The organism is Nocardia sp. NPDC101769 (genome assembly GCF_044766925.1).
In the GTDB taxonomy this organism is placed as follows: domain Bacteria; phylum Actinomycetota; class Actinomycetes; order Mycobacteriales; family Mycobacteriaceae; genus Nocardia.
Genome location: NZ_JBIWMX010000001.1, coordinates 292,506 through 313,295, shown reverse-complemented (window position 1 = coordinate 313,295; position 20,790 = coordinate 292,506). Strand labels below are relative to the sequence as shown.

General features: G+C 68.7%; 20 protein-coding genes. 13 read left to right on the top strand and 7 right to left on the bottom strand.

Annotation, left to right across the window (positions count from 1 at the left end; translation table 11 throughout):
* The first annotated feature begins 70 nt into the window (after positions 1–70).
* From ACIRRA_RS01175 to ACIRRA_RS01160, 4 genes are all read left to right on the top strand, one after another.
* Positions 71–796, top strand: coding sequence for an enoyl-CoA hydratase (locus tag ACIRRA_RS01175; protein WP_402761462.1), 726 nt, complete (start codon positions 71–73; stop codon positions 794–796).
* 41 nt (positions 797–837) lie between these two features.
* Positions 838–1,959 carry an MBL fold metallo-hydrolase gene (locus ACIRRA_RS01170; RefSeq protein ID WP_402761459.1) on the top strand — a complete coding sequence of 374 codons (1,122 nt, stop codon included), beginning with the start codon at positions 838–840 and terminating at the stop codon, positions 1,957–1,959.
* A 36-nt stretch (positions 1,960–1,995) separates the two neighbouring features.
* On the top strand, positions 1,996–2,316 hold the full coding sequence (locus ACIRRA_RS01165) for an antitoxin (RefSeq protein ID WP_402762226.1): 321 nt from the start codon (positions 1,996–1,998) through the stop codon (positions 2,314–2,316).
* Between the two features lie 172 nt (positions 2,317–2,488).
* Complete coding sequence (locus ACIRRA_RS01160) at positions 2,489–4,765, top strand: ATP-dependent DNA ligase (protein ID WP_402761456.1); 2,277 nt, start codon at positions 2,489–2,491, stop codon at positions 4,763–4,765.
* A 9-nt stretch (positions 4,766–4,774) separates the two neighbouring features.
* On the opposite strand, the gene ACIRRA_RS01155 is transcribed toward ACIRRA_RS01160, so the two are convergent.
* Both ACIRRA_RS01155 and ACIRRA_RS01150 read right to left on the bottom strand, forming a co-directional pair.
* Entirely contained in the window at positions 4,775–5,419 is a 645-nt protein-coding gene (locus ACIRRA_RS01155) for a cysteine hydrolase family protein (protein ID WP_402761453.1), read from the bottom strand.
* Between the two features lie 59 nt (positions 5,420–5,478).
* The gene (locus ACIRRA_RS01150) at positions 5,479–6,462 is read right to left on the bottom strand and encodes an SDR family oxidoreductase (protein WP_402761450.1); all 984 of its coding nucleotides are present in this window, start codon (positions 6,460–6,462) and stop codon (positions 5,479–5,481) included.
* Between the two features lie 87 nt (positions 6,463–6,549).
* Between ACIRRA_RS01150 and ACIRRA_RS01145 the strand changes: the two genes are divergently transcribed.
* From ACIRRA_RS01145 to ACIRRA_RS01130, 4 genes are all read left to right on the top strand, one after another.
* Entirely contained in the window at positions 6,550–7,173 is a 624-nt protein-coding gene (locus ACIRRA_RS01145; RefSeq protein WP_402761447.1) for a TetR/AcrR family transcriptional regulator, read from the top strand.
* 214 nt (positions 7,174–7,387) lie between these two features.
* Positions 7,388–9,466 (top strand): ABC transporter ATP-binding protein, encoded by a 2,079-nt coding sequence (locus ACIRRA_RS01140; protein WP_402762224.1) that lies wholly within the window; start codon positions 7,388–7,390, stop codon positions 9,464–9,466.
* Complete coding sequence (locus tag ACIRRA_RS01135) at positions 9,463–10,227, top strand: energy-coupling factor transporter transmembrane component T family protein (protein WP_402761444.1); 765 nt, start codon at positions 9,463–9,465, stop codon at positions 10,225–10,227. The genes ACIRRA_RS01140 and ACIRRA_RS01135 overlap by 4 nt, the downstream gene beginning before the upstream one ends.
* A gap of 144 nt (positions 10,228–10,371) precedes the next feature.
* Positions 10,372–11,028 (top strand): ammonium transporter, encoded by a 657-nt coding sequence (locus tag ACIRRA_RS01130; RefSeq protein ID WP_402761442.1) that lies wholly within the window; start codon positions 10,372–10,374, stop codon positions 11,026–11,028.
* Between the two features lie 38 nt (positions 11,029–11,066).
* On the opposite strand, the gene ACIRRA_RS01125 is transcribed toward ACIRRA_RS01130, so the two are convergent.
* Entirely contained in the window at positions 11,067–12,344 is a 1,278-nt protein-coding gene (locus ACIRRA_RS01125; RefSeq protein ID WP_402761439.1) for a lipase family protein, read from the bottom strand.
* 246 nt (positions 12,345–12,590) lie between these two features.
* Here ACIRRA_RS01125 and ACIRRA_RS01120 point away from each other — a divergent pair, with 246 nt between their 5' ends.
* From ACIRRA_RS01120 to ACIRRA_RS01110, 3 genes are all read left to right on the top strand, one after another.
* Positions 12,591–13,232 carry a YitT family protein gene (locus ACIRRA_RS01120; RefSeq protein WP_402761436.1) on the top strand — a complete coding sequence of 214 codons (642 nt, stop codon included), beginning with the start codon at positions 12,591–12,593 and terminating at the stop codon, positions 13,230–13,232.
* An 85-nt stretch (positions 13,233–13,317) separates the two neighbouring features.
* Positions 13,318–13,743: a DUF4260 family protein gene (locus ACIRRA_RS01115; protein WP_402761434.1), complete on the top strand. Its 426-nt coding sequence runs from the start codon at positions 13,318–13,320 to the stop codon at positions 13,741–13,743.
* Positions 13,736–14,257 carry a TetR/AcrR family transcriptional regulator gene (locus tag ACIRRA_RS01110; protein WP_402761431.1) on the top strand — a complete coding sequence of 174 codons (522 nt, stop codon included), beginning with the start codon at positions 13,736–13,738 and terminating at the stop codon, positions 14,255–14,257. Before ACIRRA_RS01115 ends, ACIRRA_RS01110 begins: the two co-directional genes overlap by 8 nt.
* A gap of 24 nt (positions 14,258–14,281) precedes the next feature.
* Here ACIRRA_RS01110 and ACIRRA_RS01105 read toward each other — a convergent pair whose 3' ends face one another.
* Entirely contained in the window at positions 14,282–15,436 is a 1,155-nt protein-coding gene (locus tag ACIRRA_RS01105; protein WP_402761428.1) for a lipase family protein, read from the bottom strand.
* Positions 15,437–15,848: 412 nt separating this feature from the next.
* Here ACIRRA_RS01105 and ACIRRA_RS01100 point away from each other — a divergent pair, with 412 nt between their 5' ends.
* Positions 15,849–16,229 (top strand): hemophore-related protein, encoded by a 381-nt coding sequence (locus ACIRRA_RS01100; protein ID WP_402761425.1) that lies wholly within the window; start codon positions 15,849–15,851, stop codon positions 16,227–16,229.
* A 253-nt stretch (positions 16,230–16,482) separates the two neighbouring features.
* On the opposite strand, the gene ACIRRA_RS01095 is transcribed toward ACIRRA_RS01100, so the two are convergent.
* Positions 16,483–17,937 (bottom strand): flavin-containing monooxygenase, encoded by a 1,455-nt coding sequence (locus tag ACIRRA_RS01095; RefSeq protein ID WP_402761423.1) that lies wholly within the window; start codon positions 17,935–17,937, stop codon positions 16,483–16,485.
* Positions 17,938–18,032: 95 nt separating this feature from the next.
* Between ACIRRA_RS01095 and ACIRRA_RS01090 the strand changes: the two genes are divergently transcribed.
* Positions 18,033–19,100 (top strand): AraC family transcriptional regulator, encoded by a 1,068-nt coding sequence (locus ACIRRA_RS01090; protein ID WP_402761420.1) that lies wholly within the window; start codon positions 18,033–18,035, stop codon positions 19,098–19,100.
* Here ACIRRA_RS01090 and ACIRRA_RS01085 read toward each other — a convergent pair.
* Together ACIRRA_RS01085 and ACIRRA_RS01080 are read right to left on the bottom strand one after the other, a co-directional pair.
* Positions 19,081–19,860: a metallophosphoesterase gene (locus tag ACIRRA_RS01085; protein ID WP_402761417.1), complete on the bottom strand. Its 780-nt coding sequence runs from the start codon at positions 19,858–19,860 to the stop codon at positions 19,081–19,083. The two genes, ACIRRA_RS01090 and ACIRRA_RS01085, sit on opposite strands and share 20 nt — an antisense overlap.
* A gap of 135 nt (positions 19,861–19,995) precedes the next feature.
* Entirely contained in the window at positions 19,996–20,784 is a 789-nt protein-coding gene (locus tag ACIRRA_RS01080) for an RluA family pseudouridine synthase (RefSeq protein WP_402761415.1), read from the bottom strand.
* Positions 20,785–20,790 lie beyond the last annotated feature (6 nt).

The following is a 20,790-nucleotide window of genomic DNA, read 5'->3' as shown; positions in this document are numbered from 1 at the left end:
ACGCGCACCTAGAGTGAAGGCCGATCATGGGTCGACAGCGCAGGTGAGTTGGACAGTGGGGAAGGGACAGATGCTCGGAGTCAGCCGCGATGGCGAGGTAGTGACCATCGAACTGCAGCGTCCGGATCGACGGAACGCCCTGAACGAGGAGCTGATCGGGCTGCTGCGCGCGGCGCTCGAGGAGGCCGCGACCTCGGCCCGGGTGATCGTGCTGACCGGCCAGGGGCCGATCTTCAGTGCGGGCGCGGATCTGGACGGCGTGTATTCGGACAAGTTCCTGACCGGGCTGCTCGGCATGCTGCACACCATCGAGACGATCCCGGTGCCGGTGATCGCGGCCATCAACGGCGGGGCGCTGGGCGCGGGCGTGCAGCTGGCCCTGGCGTCGGACCTGCGGGTCATGACACCGGACTCCTTCATCGCCGTTCCGGCGGCGAAACTCGGTATCTCCGTGGACCGTTGGACCGTGCGCCGGTTGTCCAACCTGATCGGGCCCGGCCCGGCGCGCACCATCCTGATGGGCGCCGAGCGGGTGCAGGCCGCGGACGCGTACCACTTCGGCTTCGCCAACCGGATCGGCACGCTGGCCGACGCGCAGGCCTGGGCCAAGCAGATCGCCGAACTCGCGCCACTGTCGCTGCGGCATCTGAAACTGGTCTTCAACGATGACGACACCCGCGGCCCGGACTCCCTCGAGCAGACCGCGGCCCTGGACGCCGCGTGGCAGAGTTCCGACGCGCAGGAGGCGCGCGCGGCACGCCAGGAGAAGCGGTCCCCGAAGTTCGAGGGCAAATGAACGAGCAGCGCGCGACCGCGAATGCGCGGAAACTGGTGGGCATGTCTGCGGGTGCATTCGGTCTTTCCTGGTTGGTGCGGGCGGCGTGGGGGATTCCCTCCGCCATGGGCGCCTCCATGTCCGCCATCGCGCCGACGGCGCACGGGGCGACCACCTATCGCAATCGGCAGTTCCACAACACCGAACCGAGCAGCCAGATCACCGGTTCCCCGCTGGAGCTGCTGTATCAGCTGGCCACCCAGCGCAACCGGGGCCGCCCGGTCGGGACGATCCCACTGGTGAGGCCCGCGCTGCCGGAGCAGGCGGGCGACCTGGCCGTCACCTGGTACGGGCACGCCACCTGCCTGATCGAGGTGGACGGCTACCGGGTGCTGGCCGATCCGGTGTGGAGCGAGCGGGTCTCGCCGTCGCCGCTGGTGGGTCCGGCCCGGCTGCATCCGGTGCCGTCGCCGCTGTCGGAGCTGCCGGCGCTGGACGCGGTGCTCATCTCCCACGACCACTACGACCATCTGGATCGCGACACCGTGATCGAGCTGGTGGACGGTCAGGACTGCGTGTTCATCGTGCCGATCGGCATCGGCGCGCATCTGCGGCACTGGGCGGTGCCCGAGCATCGCATTGTCGAATTGGACTGGGCCGCTTCGGTTTCGCTGTCGGAGCTGCAGCGGGATCACGGTGACGGCACCGATCTGGTGATCACCTGCGCGGAGGCGCGGCACTTCTCCGGCCGCGGGCTGGTGCGCAACACCACGCTGTGGGCGTCCTGGTCGATCGCCGGTCCCACCCGCCGGGTCTACTTCGGCGGCGACACCGGCTACACCAAGGCCTTCGCGGAGGCGGGTGCGCGGCTGGGCCCGTTCGACCTGACCCTGCTGCCCATCGGCGCCTATGACCGGCACTGGCCGGATGTGCACATGAACCCCGAGGAGGCGGTGCGCGCCCACGCCGATCTGGGTGTCGGCGATGCGGGCTACGGGCTGCTGGTGCCGATCCATTGGGCCACCTTCAATCTGGCTTTCCACGGCTGGTCGGAGCCGGTCCGGCGACTGGTCGAGGCGGCAGAGGCGGCGGGGACACGCATCGCCGTGCCGAAGCCGGGTGAGCGAATCGACCCGATCGGCCTGTCACCACGGGATTCGTGGTGGGAAGATGTCCGCCAATAACGGGACCGAGTTCGAAGGAGCAGCGCTGTGAGTCTCATGGACACGCTCAAGGGGTTGGTCGGCAAGGGCAGAGAGGTGGCGGCCCAGAACGCCGAGAAGATCGAGCAGGCGGTCGATAAGGCCGGACATGTGATCGACGAGAAGACCGGGGGGAAGTTCTCCTCCCAGATCGACAAGGGCGCGGAGGCGATCAAGTCCGCCATCAAGCCCGAGGCGGGCGTCGAGGCGCCGGCAGCGGCCTCCGCGGAGGCTCCCGCGGCCGAACCGGCCGCGGAGCCGGCACCCGCCGAGGCGACGGCCGAACCGGCCCCGGAACTCGCGCCGGAGGCCGCGGAAGGCGAACAGCCTCCGGCGTAATCGTCGCGGCGTCTCGCAGCGGTCGCACCGGTCGTTCCACGGGCTGTTCGGGAGTGGCGGGATCCCCCGTCGCTGACCTGAACGGCCCGTTGGCATTTCACGGGTGGCGCGAGTTCTTCCGGGCCGGTTCGGGTTGCCGGTCTTTGCCGGGACCCGGACCTAAACTGCTGTCATGGGGTCCCGCAGGGATTTCGGGGGTATCGAGGTTGGGCTGACCAACCTCGACAAGGTGCTGTACCCGGCTACCGGGACCACCAAGGGGGAGGTCATCGACTATTTCACCGCCATCGCCCCGGCCCTGCTGCCGCATATCGCGCAACGGCCGGTGACCCGCAAGCGGTGGCCGAACGGGGTGGACGAGCAGTCGTTCTTCGAGAAGAATCTGGCCGAGCACGCGCCGAAGTGGTTGGAGCGGAGGACGGTTCAGCATTCCGACCGGCCGGTCACGTACCCGCTCATCGACAATCTCGCGGGCATGGCCTGGCTCGGGCAGCAGGCGGCGCTGGAACTGCATGTGCCGCAATGGCGTTTCGACGGGGCCGAGGTCGGGGACATCACCCGGCTGGTCTTCGATCTGGATCCCGGGCCGGGGGCCGGGCTGGCGCAGTGCGCCGAGGTGGCGCTCATCCTGCGGGACGTGGTGCGCGAGGTGGGACTGGAAGCCTACCCGGTCACCAGCGGCTCCAAGGGAATTCACGTCTACGTGCCGCTGGACCGCAGACTCGGGCCGAACGGGGCGTCGGCGGTTGCCAAGCAGGTCGCCACCAACCTGCAGCAGCTGCGGCCGGAGCTGGTGACGGCCACCATGGCCAAATCCTCGCGTGGCGGGAAGGTGTTCCTGGACTGGAGCCAGAACAATCCGGCCAAGACCACCATCGCGCCGTATTCGCTGCGCGGGCGCACCGAGCCGTGGGTGGCCGCGCCGCGGGCCTGGACGGAGATCGAGAAGCCGAAACGGCTGCGGCACTTGCGCTTCGACGAGGTGCTGCGGCGCTGGCGGGAGCAAGGGGATCTGCTCGACGGATTGGACGAGCCACTGCCGGAACCGGTTCTGGACCGGCTCGACACCTACCGATCGATGCGCGACCCGCGGCGCACGCCCGAACCGGTGCCGCCGGGCCCGCCCGCCGCCGGGTCGGGGGATCGGTTCGTGGTGCAGGAGCATCATGCCCGGCGGCTGCACTGGGATGTCCGGCTGGAACGCGAGGGCGTGCTGGCCTCCTGGGCGGTGCCCAAAGGCCCGCCCACCGATACCGGCGAGAACCGGCTGGCCGTGCACACCGAGGACCATCCGATGGAATACCTCACCTTCCACGGGACGATCCCCAAGGGCGAGTACGGCGGCGGCGAGATGACCATCTGGGATACCGGCACCTACGAGACCGAGAAGTGGCATGACGACGAGGTCATCGTCTGGCTGCGCGGGCGGCGGTTGACGGGGCGGTACGCGCTGATCCAGACCAATGGCAACCAGTGGCTCATGCACCTGATGAAGGATCAGATGCCGCCGGGGGTGAAAGACAACGGGGCGCAACCGGTTCCGGTCGCGCCGCCGCGCACCCCCGCGCCCATGCCGCGGGGACTGAAGCCCATGCTGGCGACGGCGGGTGATGTGGGGACCCTCGACGCCGAGCACTGGGCCTTCGAGACCAAGTGGGACGGGTTCCGGCTGATCGCCGAGATCGAGGACGGCGCGGTCACGCTGCGCAGCCGGGCCGGGCATGTGGTCACCGGGAAGTATCCGGGCCTGGCGGTGCTGGGTTCGGAACTGTCCGGGCACAGCGCGGTGCTGGACGGCGAGGCGGTGGTCTTCGACGATCACGGCGGCGCGAATCTCGGCCTGCTGCGGGAGGATTCGACGCGGGCGGTCTTCCTGGCCTTCGATCTGCTGTATCTGGACGGCACCTCGCTGGTCCGCAAACGCTACGATGACCGGCGGCGAGTGCTGGAAGCCCTTGCCGGTCAGGCGCGTTCGCTGATCGTGCCGAAACAGTTGCGCGGGTCGGGTACGGAAGCCCTGCGGTACAGCCAGGATCACGGCATGGAGGGTGTGGTCGCCAAGCGGCGGGACTCGGTGTATCTGCCCGGGCGGCGCGGGCAGTCGTGGATCAAGACCCGGAACTGGCGGACGCTGTCGGTGGTGGTCGGCGGCTACCGGAGATCGGAGGTGCGGCAGTTCGCTTCGCTGCTGGTCGGTGTTCCGCACGAGGGGGAGCTGTACTACCTGGGCCGGGTCGGCACCGGGTTCAGTGAGCAGGAGATGAGCGACCTCGCCGATCGGCTGCGCCGCCTGGAACGCAAGACCAGTCCGTTCGACAATGAACTCACCGCCGACGAGCGCAAGGACGCGGTGTGGGTGACGCCGAAACTCACCGGCACCGTGCGCTTCATGAACTGGACCGAGACCGGACGCCTCTGGCATCCGGCCTGGATTCCCAGCTCCGACTGACCGTTTCGGCTAGTTCGACCGCTCGAGCAGCGGCACCATGCTGTCGATATCGGTGACGATGGCGTGGCCCTGGAACGTGAAATCGTCCCAGGCGCGCTGTTGTCCGGGCTCGTCCCGCCCGCCGACGCCGTCCCGGATCACCACCGGGATGAAACCCAGATCGGTGGAGTGGCACACCGTCGGCGCGATGCCGATCTCGAGCGCGACACCGACGATGGCGTACGCCCCTATCCCGAGGTCTCGCAGGGTGGAGGCCAGTGGGGTGCCCTCGAACGCCGACATCGAGGTCTTGTCGAAGACGGTCTCGCCGTCCTGCGGCCGCAGTTCCGGTACCAGCTCGAATCCCGGGGTGTCCCGCTGCAGGATCGGCACCACGTCGTCCGCGGAGTTCACGCCCTGCCAGCTCATGGCCATGCGCAGCGCGAAGGTCCCCATGAGGCGCTTGGGCAGGAAGAAGTGCCGCAGGAAGATCACGGGGTAGCCGCCGCGGCGGGCGGCCTCGACGACCCGCACGACCCGTTCGGTGATCGCCGGCCCGTCGTCGAGCTGTCCGAGCACCCCGACCTGCATGTCGTACACGACGACAGCCATTTTCTCCGGCGAACACACGTCCTCGAGCGTCTCCGGAATCTCCAGCCCGTTCCCGCGCCGCATGAGCCCTCCGCAATCTCCCACTGCCCCACCCTCTTTCGCCACCCTACCGCTCCGGCGAATCATGATCGGGGAGCTGCGACCAGGCCGAAGTGGATGAGGCTCTCGGCGGTGTCGAGCAGCGAATCCGCCACGGGGCGCATCGTCCAGTGCAGGTCGTGCTCGGCCTTGGCCGCGCTCAGGTGCGCTGCGCGGCCGAGGAAGCGGACGGCGGTGCGGGCGTCGGGGTTGAATCGGGCGCTCAGGCGTACGAGCCAGTCGGGGAGCACGCGGGTCGCCACCCGGTAGCGCTGGGCGAGGATCTGCGCCATCTGCGGGAAGGAGACTTCCTCGCCCGCGCAGATGTAGCGATTGCCCGCGGCCTGCGGGGTTTCCATGGCGAGGCGATGCGCGACCGCGAGGTCGCGGACATCCACGGTCGCGAAGTTCAGGCGGGGGACGCCGGGCATGCCCCCGGCCAACAGGGCGCGAATGCCGTCCACCGAGGTGCCGGCCTCGGCGCGCAGGACGGGGCCGATGATCATGCCCGGATTGATCACGGCCAGTTCGAGATTCGGGTGTTCGGCGGCGAAGTCCCAGGCGGCGCGCTCGGCCAGGGTCTTGCTCTTCTGATAGGCGTCGCACCGCGCGGTGTCGGACCAGTCCATCTCGGTGAGCAGATGCCCTTCGTTGCCGACCTCGACCGCCGCGATGGAGGAGGTCACGACGACCCGTTCGACACCGCCAGCGGCGGCCGCGCGCAGCACCCGCAGCGTGCCGTCCACGGCGGGGCGGACCAGTTCGTCCTCGTGCTCGGGTACGCCGGAGGGGAAGGGCGAGGCGGTATGTACCACGTAGCGGCAGCCCGCGACGGCCGCGGCCCAGCCCGCGTCCGAACCCAGATCGGCCTCGACCAGCTCCACGCCGGGCAGTAGTTCGGCCACCTCGGTGGCGCGGGCGGCCGAGCGCACGGTGCCGCGCACCCGGTAGCCCTGGCGGAGCAGTTCCTGGATGACTTGGCCGGCGACATAGCCGGAGGCGCCGGTGACGAGAACGAGATCGGACATTGCCTGTCTCCAATCTGATCAGTGCTTAGAATCTAAACAATGTATAGATTCCGAGGCCGGGAGCCGTCAACCCCTTACGCTCATCCCATGCCGCCGACCAAGGACCGCTATCACCACGGAGACCTCCGCGAAGAACTACTGCGCGCCTCCCTGCAGCTGATCGAGTCCGAGGGCCTGGCCGCGGTGAGCCTGCGCAAGGTCGCCCGCGAAGCCGGCGTCAGCCCCGGCGCGCCTTACCACCACTTCGCCGACCGTGCCGCCCTGATGTCCGCCCTCGCTGCCCGCGGCTTCGAAATACTCGGCGCCGCAATGACATCCGCTCGCACCGCTGCCCCCGACCCGCGCGCCGCCCTGCTCGCCATGGCCGAGGGGTACGTCGGCTTCGCCCGCGACCACGCCGCCTACTTCCGGATCATGTTCCGCCCGGAGCTCTCCCAGCCCGAGAAGCACCCCGACACCGAGGCTGCGGGCGACGCCGCCTACGCCATCCTCGAATCCGCAGTTGCCGACGCTGTCCGCTCCGGCTTCCTCCCCGCCACCGACGCCGAAACCATGGCTCTGGCCTGGTGGTCGCTGGCCCACGGCATGGCCGCCCTCACCGTCGACGGCAAATTCGGCCTCCGCGCAACCCAATCCGGCACCACCCCCGAAGCCCTCACCGCCCGTATCACCCACATCTTCGCCAACCTCATCGACCAGCGCCCGGCCTAGCGGCCGGTAATGCGGTCCGATCCGCCGGACGACCGGGTGGGCTGTGCCATAGGGGTCGGTGTTCCCACTGATCGACGGCGGATATTCGTGGCGGCATTGCCCGCAGTCTGTGGAGATGTTGAGAGGTCGCGGTGGGTTGGGGTGCGGACACGGCAGACTGGTAGGCGTGACCGATTCGTACCAGATTCGCGGTGGCCTGGCCGAGCAGGCTGGCGTGTCCCGTGCCGGGAGCAGTGCCGGGGCGACGCTTCCCACGGGAGCGTTGCGGCCGATCGAGCTGGCCGCGTCGGCCGTGCTGGGCGGGGCGACGGTGGGGCTGGTGACGCTGGGGTCGCTGGTGCCGTTCGCGGCGGCGCTGCAACTGGTGGCGGCGGTGCCCATGGGGCTGCTGGCGCATCGGCACCGGTTCCGGGCGCAGCTGGCGACCACCATCGCGGGGACGCTGGTGACGTTCGTGGCGGCGGGACTGCTGCCCGCGGAGAATCTGGTCGGTGTGGCGGTGATCGGGGGGATCATCGGGACGGTCAAGCGCAGGCGCGGGGGTCTGCCCGCGGTGGTGGCGCTGTCGGCTGTGGCGGGATCCGCCATGGCGGCTCTGACGGTCGGCATGCTGCTGGCCTTCGCGCAGTCTCGGCACCTGCTGTTCGACAACATCCGCAATTCCGCCGAGGGCATCGAAAACCTCGCGGCGCGCCAGCCTGCGCTGGAACCGCTGGGCCGCGCGGTCGCGAGCTACACCGACACCGTCCTGCACTGGTGGTGGGCCTTCGTGGGCGGCGGCATCATTGCGGCCATGCTGGTCAGCGGGGTGTTCTCCTGGTTCGTGCTCGGACGGGTGCTGGATCGCCTGTCCTGGCTGCCGGGCCGTGACAGCCTGCTGGACGCGCCCGCGGACCCGCGTCCGGTCGCGCCGCTGCCGGTCACGTTGCGGGAGGTCGCGTTCCGATACCGGGGAGCGCGCGCCGATGCCCTGCACAACATCGACCTGACCGTCGACGTCGGCGAATTCGTGGCGGTGGTCGGCCACAACGGGTCCGGAAAATCCACGCTCACCAGGATTCTCGCGGGTCGCCCGCCGACCGCGGGCACCGTCACCCGGCCGGGCGCGGCGGGTCTGGGTGTGCGTGGCGGCACCGCGATGGTGCTGCAGCGACCGGAGAGCCAGACGCTGGGCGTGCTCGTCGCCGATGACGTGGTGTGGGGCCTGCCCACCGCGGACGCCGCGGCTGTCGATATCGACGGATTGCTGGCCGAGGTCGGCCTGACCGGTATGGGCGGCCGCGAAACCTCGACCCTGTCGGGCGGCCAGCAGCAGCGGCTCGCGGTCGCCGCCGCCCTGGCCCGGCAGCCCACGCTGCTCATCGCCGACGAGGCGACCTCGATGATCGACCCCGATGGCCGTCGCGACCTGGTCGCATTGCTGGCCGACCTGCCGCGCAGGCATCCGATGGCCGTGGTCCTGGTGACCCATCACGAGGCGGACGCGGCCGCCGCGGATCGGGTGGTCCATCTGGAACAGGGCCGCTCGGTCGGGCATCTGCCCGCCTGGCCGCGCCCCGTCCGTGATCCACGCCGCCGGCCCATGGGCGACGCCGTCCTCGAATTGCAGGGCGTCGGCCACATCTACAACCGCGGCACCCCCTGGGAAGCGCCCGCCCTGCACGACATCGACCTGAGCGTCCGCCGCGGCGAAGCCCTGCTCATCGTGGGCGGCAATGGTTCCGGCAAGTCCACGCTGGCCTGGATCATGGCCGGGCTGACCATGCCGACGGCCGGCAGCTGTGTGCTGCGCGAACCCATGGGCACGACCCGTCCGGTGCACAAGCGGATCGGGGCCGTGCAGCTGGCCTTCCAGCATTCCCGCCTGCAATTGCAGCGCCAGGACGTCGGCACCGAGATCGAGGACTGGGGCGGCCGCGGCAGTTACGCGGTCGCACGTGCCCTCGACTCCGTGGGGCTGGACCGCGCGCTGGCCTCGCGCTCGGTCGAGGAGCTCAGCGGCGGGCAGGCCAAGCGGGTGGTGCTGGCGGCGATCGTGGCGAGCCACCCCCAGGTCGTGGTGCTCGACGAGCCACTGGCCGGGCTCGATCCGGAGGGCCGCGCCGGAGTGGTGGAACTGCTTGCCCGGCTCCGGGATTCGGGCCTGACCCTCATCGTCATCTCGCACGACGTGTCCGACATGGCCGCGGTGTGCGACCGCACCGTCCACCTGCGCGACGGCCGCCTCGTCGAGAACGGTTCCAACACAGTGCACGACAACCGAATTCAGGATTTCACCGGAGGTGTCCGATGAGCAGTGTCGTCCTCCGCGAGGTCCCCGTCGACAGCCCCGTGCATCGACTCTGGGCCGGTACCAAGATAATCGGCGTCTTCGCCGTCAGCGTACTGCTCATGTTCATCCCGACCTGGGGCCTGCTCGGTGTCGCGACGCTGTTCCTGGTGGCGGTGTTCCTGCTGGCGAAGCTGCCGCTGGGCACGCTGCCCCGCCTCCCGTGGTGGATCTGGGCGGGCGTGCTCATCGGGGCGGCCATCAACGCGCCCGTCGGCGCGTCGGCGCTGCTGCGGTACGCGCAGGTGATCCTGTTCGGCTTCCTGCTGCTGGGTGCGTCGTTCCTGGTCGCCTGGACCACGCCGATGGGTGAGGTGGCGCCCGCGCTGGCCCGACTGGGTGCGCCGCTGAAGCGCATCGGCTGGACACGCCACGGAGTCCGGCACGCGATTCCGGTGGACGAGTGGGCGGTGGTGGTCGCGCTGACCCTGCGCGGCCTGCCGCTGCTGCTGGAGGAGATGCGCATCCTGCGCGCGGCTCGCAAACTGCGGCCCAAGGATTCGCTGCTGCATCGCGCGTCGGAGAACCCGCTGGTCGATATTCTGACCGCGAGCATGGCGGTCTCGAGCCGGCGGGCGGGCGAACTCGGCGAGGCCATCACCACCCGCGGCGGCACCGGCGAGCTGACCGCCCGCCCGGGGTCGCCGGGGCGCGCCGATGCGGTGGCGCTGCTGGTGGTGGCTCTGGTGTGCGCCTTGGGTATCGGCGTCGAACTGCTTCTCTAACAACACCCGAGCCGAAAATAATTCTGGGTGTCGGTGCCCCGCGCTACCGTGTCTGTCAGTAGAACGCGTTGCTGATGCAGCACGGGCTCGCAGTCGCAAAGGGGGAATTCTTTCAACTGAGCCGTGTGTTGCCACGAACACCTGATGAAGATTGGAAGACCCATGATGCTGCGCAAGATCACCGCTATCGCCGCGCCGGTTGTCACGGCTGTCGCCATCGCCGGAGCCGGTGTGGCACACGCGGATCCGGCGGTGCCCGATATCGGTTACCAGACCCAGTTGGTCGGCAATACCGTCGTCACCACCCTCACCAACGGCAGCTTCGAGCTGGCCGGGGGAGCGGTGAACATCAAGGACTCCGCGGGCGCGACCGTCCTCAGCCTGCCGCTGGCCTTCGAACAGGACGGCCTGAGCTACCCGGTGCCGGGCGCCGTCAGCGATGACGGTGCCACCCTGTCCCTGACCGCGGTCAAGGACGTCGCGGCGGCCACGCCGGTACTGCACCCGGTGGCCTCGACGAACGAGAACCAGCACGCCATGGATGCGTTCAGCACCCAGTTCGGCATCGGCACGGCCATCGGCAGTTTCCTGGGCCTGGCGGTGGGCGCGGCAGTCGGCGCGATCGGATTCCTCGGTGGCGCTTTCGGTTTGGCGACCGTACCGGTCGCCGCGGCTGTCGGCGCGGTCATCGGCACCCTGGTGGTCGGCGGGCCCGCCCTGCTCATCGCCGGCATCGACCTGATCAACACGCTGAACGCGGCGCCCGGCACCACGAAGTGGGCCCAGCCCGGCGATCGGTAACGATCCGACGCGGGTGCACCGACGGCTGCGGACGATCGTCAGCGCACGGTGCACCCGGCGTCCACCGGATCGCCGTTGAAGCGATCCGACAGAAAGTCCATGGCCCCCAAGGCTTCTCCGGCAGCCGCCGGATTGTGGCCCGGTATCGCCGAGTGTATGGCGGTGAGGTTCGCGCCCAGCGCGCAGTAGCGGTCCACGAGGGCGCTGAAGCCCACCGACGGAATCACGTCGTCGTTGTTGCTGTGGTACAGGTAGAGCGGCACGTCCGGCGCCCAGCCGCCCAGCTCCTGATGGTCGGCGGCGGCCCGGAAGGCTTGGCTGCCAAGGATGTCCGGGACGGTCGAGTAGTCGTCGGCGTGCTGGAAGAAGTGGTGGACCACCAGATCGCCGCCACAGGAGGTCGCCTCCTGCGCCAGCAGCGCACGACCGTTGTCATCGAGCGCGTCCGCCAGCCCGGAGCCGGAATCGTTGCGCGCCAAAGCGAGCAGGATCAGCACCGCGAGCCCCGCCTGATAGCTGCCGTCCACACTGCGGGCGATGGCGGGGATATCGGCGGGCACGCCACCGGAGGTCACGCCGGCGAACCATATCTCGGGCGCGTAGCTCGCCCGCAGCTGCATGGCCCACAGGGTGGCGAAGGCGCCGCCCGAGTAGCCCCAGGCTCCGAGCGGACTGGCGTCCGTGATACCCAGTGGTGCAAAGGATTTGGCGGCGCGCACGCCGTCCAGCACGGCCCGGCCGGAGTTCACGCCGTCGAAGAAGCGGGACTGCGAGCCCTCGTAGTCCGACACCACCAGGGCCCAGCCACGGCGCAGCGCCTCGGCCAGGAACGGCACGTCCAGCAGGGTGGTGGCAATGGAGAAGTCGCGCCCGCCGCGCAGCGCGAACGATGGGGCGCAACGGGTTCCGAGGCTGTCCTCGGCGATCTGATACGACAGCAGCGGGCGGTCGCCGGGACCGGTCCAGGGCGTGAGCGGCGTCATGACGGTGGCCACGTCGGCGGCGGCCTCCCCGGCGGAATCGGTGGTGCGGTACTGCACCTGCCAGCCCGCCACCGGGAGCGGCAGCCCGAAGACGGCGATCGGCCTGGAGTTGAGGATTGCCCCGTTTATGAACTCTCCCAGGTTGATCGGCGCCGCGTAGAACGGATCATTGTCGGGATAGGGGATGTCGGCGTGAGTGCCGGGCGCCGCCACCACCGCCGCCAGCAGCGTCACCGCCCCGATCAGCCCGGCGCGCCACCAGTGTCGAACCTTGGGCGAACACCCCGTGAATCCGCGCGTCCGCACCCCGAGCCATGCGTAGTCCCGCCGCATAACGCCTCCAGCGTCGAATCATCCGACGCTCCAGACATCACGGACCCGCTGTTCGCGCCGATGAGAACTCCGGCGCATCGGAGAACCAAAATTACGTCGGGCCGGTCCTCGCGGTCAACGGCGTCTCCGCGCGTCGTAACTACGGCGTTGCGCGGTTTCTCGTACGAAAAGATATATCCAGCTCGGAGTCCAGATCTTCGGAACTGGCTCTACCGGTTTCATGCCAGTTGTCGCCATGCTCGGTCAATGTTGTTGCGCCGCCTCATCGCCCTGTACGTCGGACTCTGGCTGTACGGCTTCTCCATGGCCGTGATGATCCGCGCCGCGCTCGGCCTGGATCCGTGGGATGTGTTCCACCAGGGCGTGGCCGATCAGGTGCCGCTGAGTTTCGGTACGGTCGTGGCGATTACGGGCGCGGCGGTATTGCTGGCCTGGATTCCCCTGCGGCAGTGGCCGGGTCTGGGCACGGTCAGCAATGTCGTGGTCATCGGCGTCTCGGTGGACGCGGGGCTGTGGTTGCTGCCGGAGTTGCACGCGTTGCCGATCCGGATCGCGGCCATGGGTGCGGCGGTGATGCTCAATGCGATTGCGACGGTGCTCTATATCGGCGCGGGCATGGGGCCCGGTCCGCGTGATGGCCTGATGACTGGCCTGGTTCGGCGCACCGGCAAGCCGGTGTGGGTCATCAGGACAGGGCTGGAGGCGACGGTGTTGTCCGTCGGTTGGATCCTCGGTGGCAGCGTCGGAGTGGGCACGGTGGTGTACGCGTTCGCCATCGGACCGCTGATCCAGGTGATGATCCCGTTCGTGGACCGGTTCCTGCCGGGCTTCCATTCCGCGGAACCGGCCGGTTCACCCGCCCCGGAGGCCGAGCCGATGGCTGCCTGAGCCATCTGGGGTTGACGGGCTAACGGCGTTAGCCTAATGTAATGGCTAACAACGTTAGCTCCAGCTAGAAGCCTCGGAGGGTCCGATGACCACCATCGCCGCCAACCTGCCGGCCACCACCGATCACCGTGTCCCGGCCCTCGTCCGCAAGGCCGGATGGATCACCTGGACCGTCTTCCTCGCCGCATTCGCCATCTTCGAGGGCGTCAACCACGGCACCGGCTCCTGGCTGGCCCTGACGGCCGGCCTCATCGCCCCCGACCTCACCTTCTTCGCCGCCATCGGCGCGAAAGGCCCTGTGCAGCAGGGTCAATTGCCCCGCCGGGCCGTCCCCTTCTACAACGCCGCCCACCGCGCCTGGATCCCCCTGGCCCTGGCCGCGGCGTACGCCATTGCCCCCCTGCAGATCCCGGCCCTGTTCACCTTCCTCCTGGCCTGGATGCTGCACATCGGCATCGATCGCATCGCCGGCTACGGCCTGCGCACCGCGGACGGATTCCTCCGTGCCTGACCCGACCGGAACGCTCACCGAGCGGCAGCGGCAGATCGCCGCCGCCGCTCGCGCGCTATTGGACGCCCAGGGTCCCGAGGCCTTGACCATGCGAAACGTCGCCGAGGCACTGGGCATCAAGGCCCCCTCCCTCTACAAACACGTCCCCGACAAGACCGCCCTCGAAACCCTGGTGGTGGCCCAGGCTTTCACCGAGGTGGCGCAGGCCCTGGAAAAGGCCGCGTCACAGGGTCTCCCGGGCGTCGCCGCGGCGTACCGCGACTATGCCCTGTCCCACCCGCACGTCTACCGCCTCATGAACTACCGTCCCCTGCGCCGAGACCTGCTCCCCCCGGACCTCGAAGAGCGCGCCGCGCAGCCACTGGTCGCAGCGGTCGGCGGCGACCAGGCCCGAGCCCGCGCCCTCTGGGCCTTCGCCCACGGCATGGTGAGCCTCGAAATCGACGGCCGCTTTCCCGGCGACGCCGGCCTCGGGGCCGCCTGGCAAGCCGGCCTCGCCGCCTTCGGTGAGTAGCGGCCGATCCCCGCAATCAGCGCCTCAGCGCACGCTGCAGCCGGGGGGCATCGGTTTGCCGGCGAAGCGGTCGGACAGGAAGTTCATGGCTCCCAGGGATTCCACGACTGCTGCGGGGTTGTGGCCCGGTATCTGTGAGTGGATGGCGGTCAGGTTTGCGCCGAGGGCGCAGTAGCGGTCGACGAGGGCGCTGAAGCCTCCCGCCGGGATGACGTCGTCGGCATTGCTGTGGTAGAGGTACAGCGGGGTATCGGGGGCCTGGCCGCCCAGTTCCTGACGGATGGCGGCGTCCTTGAACGGTTGGCTGTCGACGAGATTCGGTGCGGTCGAGTACTCGTCGAGATGTCGCATGGTGTGGTGGAGCACCAGGTCGCCGGCGCATGACGTGGCCTCTCGGGCCAGGAGCGTGCGGCCGTTGTCATTGAGTAGTTTGGCCAATCCGGTGCCGAAATCGTTGCGCGCCAGGGCGATCAGGATGAGCACGGCGAGCCCGGCCTGGAAACCGCCGTCCACCCCGCGCATCATGGAGGGGATGTCGACGGGTACGCCTCCGGAGGTCACGCCCGCGAACCGGAGCTCGGGTGCGTAGCTCGACCGCATCTGCATGGCCCACAGGGTGGCGAAGGCGCCGCCCGAGTAGCCCCAGGCACCGAGCGCGCTGTTCGTGGTAAGGCCCAGTGGGGCAAAGGATTTGGCGGCACGCACGCCGTCCAGCACGGCCCGGCCGGAGTTGACGCCGTCGAAGAAGCGGGACTGCGGGCCCTGGTAGTCGGATATCACCACCGCCCAGCCGCGCCACAGCGCCTGAGTCAGGAACGGGACATCCAGCAGGGTGGTGATGATGGAGAAGCCGCGTCCGCCGCGCAGCGCGAACGATGGCGCGCACCGTGTTCCGAGACTGTCCTCGGCGACCTGGAACGCCAGCAGCGGGCGGTCACCCGGCCCGTTCCACGGGGTATTGGGCAACAACACCGTTGCCATATCGGCGGCGGCCTCGCCGCTGGAGCCGGTGGTTCGGTATTGGACCTGCCAGCCCGCCACCGGCAGCAGCGACTGCCCGAACACCGTGATCGGCCGGGAGTTGAGAATCGACCCGTTCGCCACATTTCCCAGGTTGGCGGGCGCCGCGTAGAACGGATCGTTGTCGGGGAAGGGGATATCGGCGCGGGCGCTGGGCACCGCTACTACCGTCGTCAGCAGAGTGACTGCGCCGATGAGTCCGGCGCGCCACCTGTATCGGATTGTTCTCGATCGCTTGGTCGATCCATTCGTGCGTTTCCCGAACCGTGCGGCATCGCGCTTCAAAAAAGGCCTCCAGTGTGTATCGGCCGACGCTCCGGATACCACGGACCACTGCTTACGCCGGCAAGAATTCCGGCGCATCGGAGAACAAGCTATGTGGCCTGGTACTCGCGGTCAACGATGACTCGCGCGTGGCGACAAAGGTGTTGTGCGGCGTTTGTCCAGCAGGGTGGGTGGAGGCTGGAGTCCAGCTCTCCGGCCCCCGCGGCCCTCGGCTACCCTTCGGTCCGGCCCGGCCGAGGGCCGGTTGTCATCCACAGATCCAGCTACTTCGAAAGGTTGGTCTCACATGAGGTTGATCAGTGCGCGGTATGCAGGCGTGATTGCAGTGACGATTGCCGGATTCGCCGTCGGTGCGGCGCTGTCCGGTGCGGGAGTGGCGGGCGCCGATCCGATGAACGATCTCGACCCGTTGCTGAGCTCGAGTTGCTCGTTCGACCAGATCGACGCCGCCTTCCATCAGGTGGATCCCGATACCGCAGCGCAGCTCGATGCCGCACCGGCGCGCAAGGCCGTGTTCCAGATGGCCTACGACCAGCCGACCGCGCAGCGGCGTCTCGCCTTCCAGGCCCTGCTCGCCGAACAGCAGCAGCTGAACGCGCCCACCGACATCAGCTCGGACTTCGGCTCGCACCTGCGCCAGGTTGCCGACAGCTGCCACCAGTACTGACCAGCGGTTTTCCCTTCTGATTCTCATTGAGCGGTGAAGCCGAGGAATCGGGAAGGTAACGGTGCCGGCGGGAGAGGCCGAAGCGGATCGCTCGGTATCCGCTGCCGGCACCGTGCTCCCTACCGCGGTTGAGATGACTTGGTGGGCGAGGAATTTCGCGACCACGCGGGATCCTTGGAGATCACCTCGATCAGATGCCGGGCGGTGCGGAGGCCCGGGCGCATGCCGTGAATATATGCCAACCGGTTGCTGATCAGCCTCCGATCGGGGTGAAGGCGTAGTCGGGGATGCGAAGGGTGCGGGTGCGGCGGCGGTAGCTGCGGGTGGTGCCGGGCCAGTTGTTGGTGATCCGGCCGGAGGGTGTCCGATACCAGCTGGTGCAGAAGTTCCACGGGGTGCGGGCCAGGCGCTGCTGAAGGGCGTCATTGAAGGCCAGCTCGGCCTCGCGGCGGACTTCCAGATAGGTGCGCGGTCGTTCGCCGAGGAGTTGCAGGGCGCGGCGGATGTAGTGGGCCTGGGATTCGATCATGTAGATGATGGATCCGACGGCGAGGTTGGTGTTGGGGCCGTAGACCATGAACATATTGGGGAATTCGGGGACCGTGATGCCCAGGTAGGCGTGGGCGCCGCCGTCCCACACGTCGCTCAGATCGCGGCCGCCGCGGCCCCGGATCTTCATGGGCCACAGGAATTCCGTGCCCTTGAAGCCGGTGCCGTAGATGATGACGTCGGCCTGGTGCAGCACGCCGTCGGCGGTGCGGACGCCCTCGGGGACGATCTCGCTGATGGCGGTGGTCTCCACGCGCACATTGGGCTGGGTCAGGGCCGGGAAGTAGTCGTTGGAGAACAGTCCGCGCTTGCAGCCGATGGGGTAGTCGGGGGTGAGCTTGGCGCGCAGCTCCGGATCGGCGACCTTCACCTCCAGATGCTTCTTCGCGATCCGCGCGACCGCGCGCACGATGCCGGGGAACTCGACCAACCCCAGCGCTATGAACTCGGCGATCAGCCACCACGAAAGGCGTTCGGCCTTCGGCATTCCCGGAATCGAGATGAGGATCCGCTGATGCACCGGCTTGTAGTCGGTGTCGAACTTGGGCAGCACCCAGGCGGCGGTGCGCTGGAACACCGTCAGATGAGCGGCCTGCGGCTGGATCTCGGGAATGTACTGGATCGCGCTGGCCCCGGTCCCGATGCAGGCCACCCGCTTGCCGGCCAGTTCGACCCGGTGATCCCACAGCGCCGAATGGAACGATTCCCCGCCGAACACCTCGATGCCCGGAATCGGCGGCATGGCCGGGCGCGACAGCTGCCCGACGGCCGGGACCAGCACATCCGCGGTGCGCGTCACGCCGTCGGCGGTGCGCACCGTCCACTGCCCGGTCGTCTCGTCGAACTCCGCCTCGGTGACCTCGGTCCCGAACACGATATGGTCCAGCAGCCGATGCCGCTCGGCGATCCCGCGCATGTACGCCCAGATGTCCTCGCGTGTCGAATACCGCTGCCGCCACTTCGGTTTGGGCTCGTGCGCGAACGAGTACAGCGGTGACGGCACATCGCAGGCCGCCCCGGGGTAGGCGTTCTCCCGCCACACCCCGCCCAGGTCGGCCGCCTTCTCCAGGATGGTGAACTCGCGGAAGCCATTGCGCTGCAACTCGATCGCCATGCCGAGCCCGCCGAATCCGGCGCCGATGATGATGACGGACGGCATTGTGGTGCTCCTCACATCGAAGACCCTTCTCACTGTAGGAGCGAGCGATCGATTTGGTGGGCGACCGGATCGAGAATTTCGGCCATAATCAGGCTATGGGCACGGTGCAGGAGGCGGGGATTCGCGACTGGAATTTCCCGCGCGGCGTGGCGAGTGTCGCCCTCATGGTCGGATTCGCGCGCGAGCACGGAGTCCCGCCCGCCCGCATGCTGCAGGGGAGCGGGCTGAGCGAGAAACAGCTGGCCAATCCGGACGAGCAGATCGACGCGCACACCGAACTGGCGGTGATCCGGAACCTGGTGCGCGAACTGGGCGCCCGCCCCGATCTCGGGCTGGAGGTGGGCCGGCGGTACCGCATCACCACCTTCGGCATCTTCGGCTTCGCCTGCGTCAGCAGCCCCACCCTCGGCGAGGCCATCTCCCTCGCGTTGCGCTACCTGGAGCTCAGCTTCACCTTCTGCATTCCGGCGGCCCGCTGGCGGCCGGGCGAATTCGTGGCCCGCATCCACGACGAGCGGGTGCCCGCCGACGTCCGCCGCTTCCTGGTGGAACGCGACGTCACCGCCATGTTCCAGATGCTGTCGGACCTGATGGGTCACCGCGTCGAACTGCTGCGCGCCGACTTCGACTTCGAGCCGCCGCCCGACCTCCGCCTCTACACCGAAATCTACGGGCTGACACCGAATTTCGAGTCGGAGCACAATCTTTTCACCATGGATCCGGCGATCCTGGAGCAGCCGCTGCCGCAGGCCAACGAGCACACCTGGGCCATGTGCCTGGCGCAGTGCACCGAACTGGTCTCCCGGCGTCGCGCCCGCACCGGCATCGCCGCCGAGGTGCGGGAGCTGCTGGTGCCGCGCGGCGGCCTGGACGGTTTCGCGGTACCGCCCGGAATCGATTCGGTGGCAAGGGATCTCAATATGAGCACCCGTACCCTGCGCCGCCACCTGGACGCGGCGGGCACCAGCTACCGGCAGCTGCTGGACGAGGTGCGGCGCGCACTGGCCGAGGAGATGCTCACGGCCACACCGCTGTCGGTGAGTGATGTGGCGATCCGGCTCGGCTACGCGGAGGCGTCCACCTTCATTCACGCCTTCAAACGCTGGACCGGCACTACGCCGTCGGCCTATCGGCGCGGCGCGATCACTCCGCCGGTTCGCTGAGCCAGCCGCCCATGGCGATGGGCCGGAACATCGACAGCAGCCGGCCGTCGGTGATGGAGTGGAAGATCATCGACGGGTCGGGCGCGAAGTCGATCGGCACGTGTCCCGGTGCGGCCGTTTCCCATTCGCAGCCGATGGTGGAGGAGACGCTGGGCGCCACGATCAGCGGCTTGCCCGCGAACTGGGTCATGAGCCCGGCGTGCACGTGGCCGGTGAGGACGGCGGCGATGCGGTCGTCGCCCGCCACGATCTCGGCCAGGCGCTCCGGATTGGTGAGCCGGATGGGATCCACGACGGTGGACTGCACCGGCACCGGCGGATGATGCATGGCCACCAGCACCACCTCATCGTCGGGGGCGGCCGCCAGCACCTCGGTGAGGAAGTCGTAGGTCTCGTCCGCGAGCAGGCCCTCCGGTTTGCCGGGGATGCTGGAGTCGAGCAGGGCCAGGGTCACGCCGTTGATTCGGTAGGACTGGTTGATGGGTCCGGTGCCCGAGGTGGCGGGGAAGAGCACGCTGCGCATATTGGCGCGGTCGTCGTGATTGCCGGGCAGGATCAGCACGGGCAGATCGGCCGTCAGGGCCGCGCGCGCCTGCTGGTACTCCTCCACATCGCCCTCGTCGGCGATGTCCCCCGTGACGATGATGACGTCGGGTCGCTGCGGTAGCTCGGCGAGAAAGGCCATCACCCGTTCGGCGCGTTCGACATTCCGTGCGCCCATATTGAAATGGGTGTCACTGAGCTGAGCCAGCAGAACCATCGGCGTTCGCTTTCTGTGAAGGGCCGCATCGTTGCGCCCGGCTGTGCCGCCGCTCCGCGGTCACCCCGTTCAGGCTAATTGACCTGCCCTGATGCGGTCTCGGTGAGACCCGCCACCCAATATAGCGAAGTCGTATCAGTTACCGGTCGATGTGGTGTGGGTCATGAGTTCGCTTGCGCTGCTCAACAGTTGCCGCGGATCGGTGGTGACCGGAGTGTCGCCGACACGCCAGAAGTCGGCGCCCGGCTCGGCCTCCAGTTCCAGTGTGCCGGTGGGACGCCAGGACGCGTCCAGGGTCAAACGCCACGAGTGCAGATGCGTGCGCGGAAATTCGCCGGACCGGTCGAAGAGCGGGTCGCCGACAATGGGGTGACCGATCCAAGCCAGGTGCACGCGAATTTGATGCCGCCGCCCGGTGATCGGGCGCAGCGCCAGCACGGTATGGGAACCGGTGCGGGCCAGGGTGGTGAATTCGGTGACCGACGGATAGCTCTTGCCCGCCGCCACCTCCTGCTCGTCGACCAGCCAGGTGTCGCCCGCGCGGTGAATGCTCTCGCGGGGCGCGGCGATTCGCACCCGGTTCTTGCGGCCCACACTCAGCGGCAGGTCGATGACGCCGCGGTCGGGCAGGCCCGTGGAGGCGGTGACGGCCAGGTACACCTTCTCCGCGGTGCGCTTGTTGAACTGCCGGGTGAGCTGCCCGTGCGCGGACAGCTCCTTGGCCAGCAGGACGAGACCCGAGGTGACCTTGTCGATCCGATGCACCGGATACAGCGTCTCGCCCTGCGCCGCGGCCATTTCCACGATGTCGGTGTCGTGGCGTTCACCCGTCACCGAGATCCCGGCCGGCTTGTTCAGGGCCAGGACCGCCTCGTCCTCGAGGATCAGGCACTCGGTGCGCAGTTCGGGCCACGTTGTTTCCACGCGGAC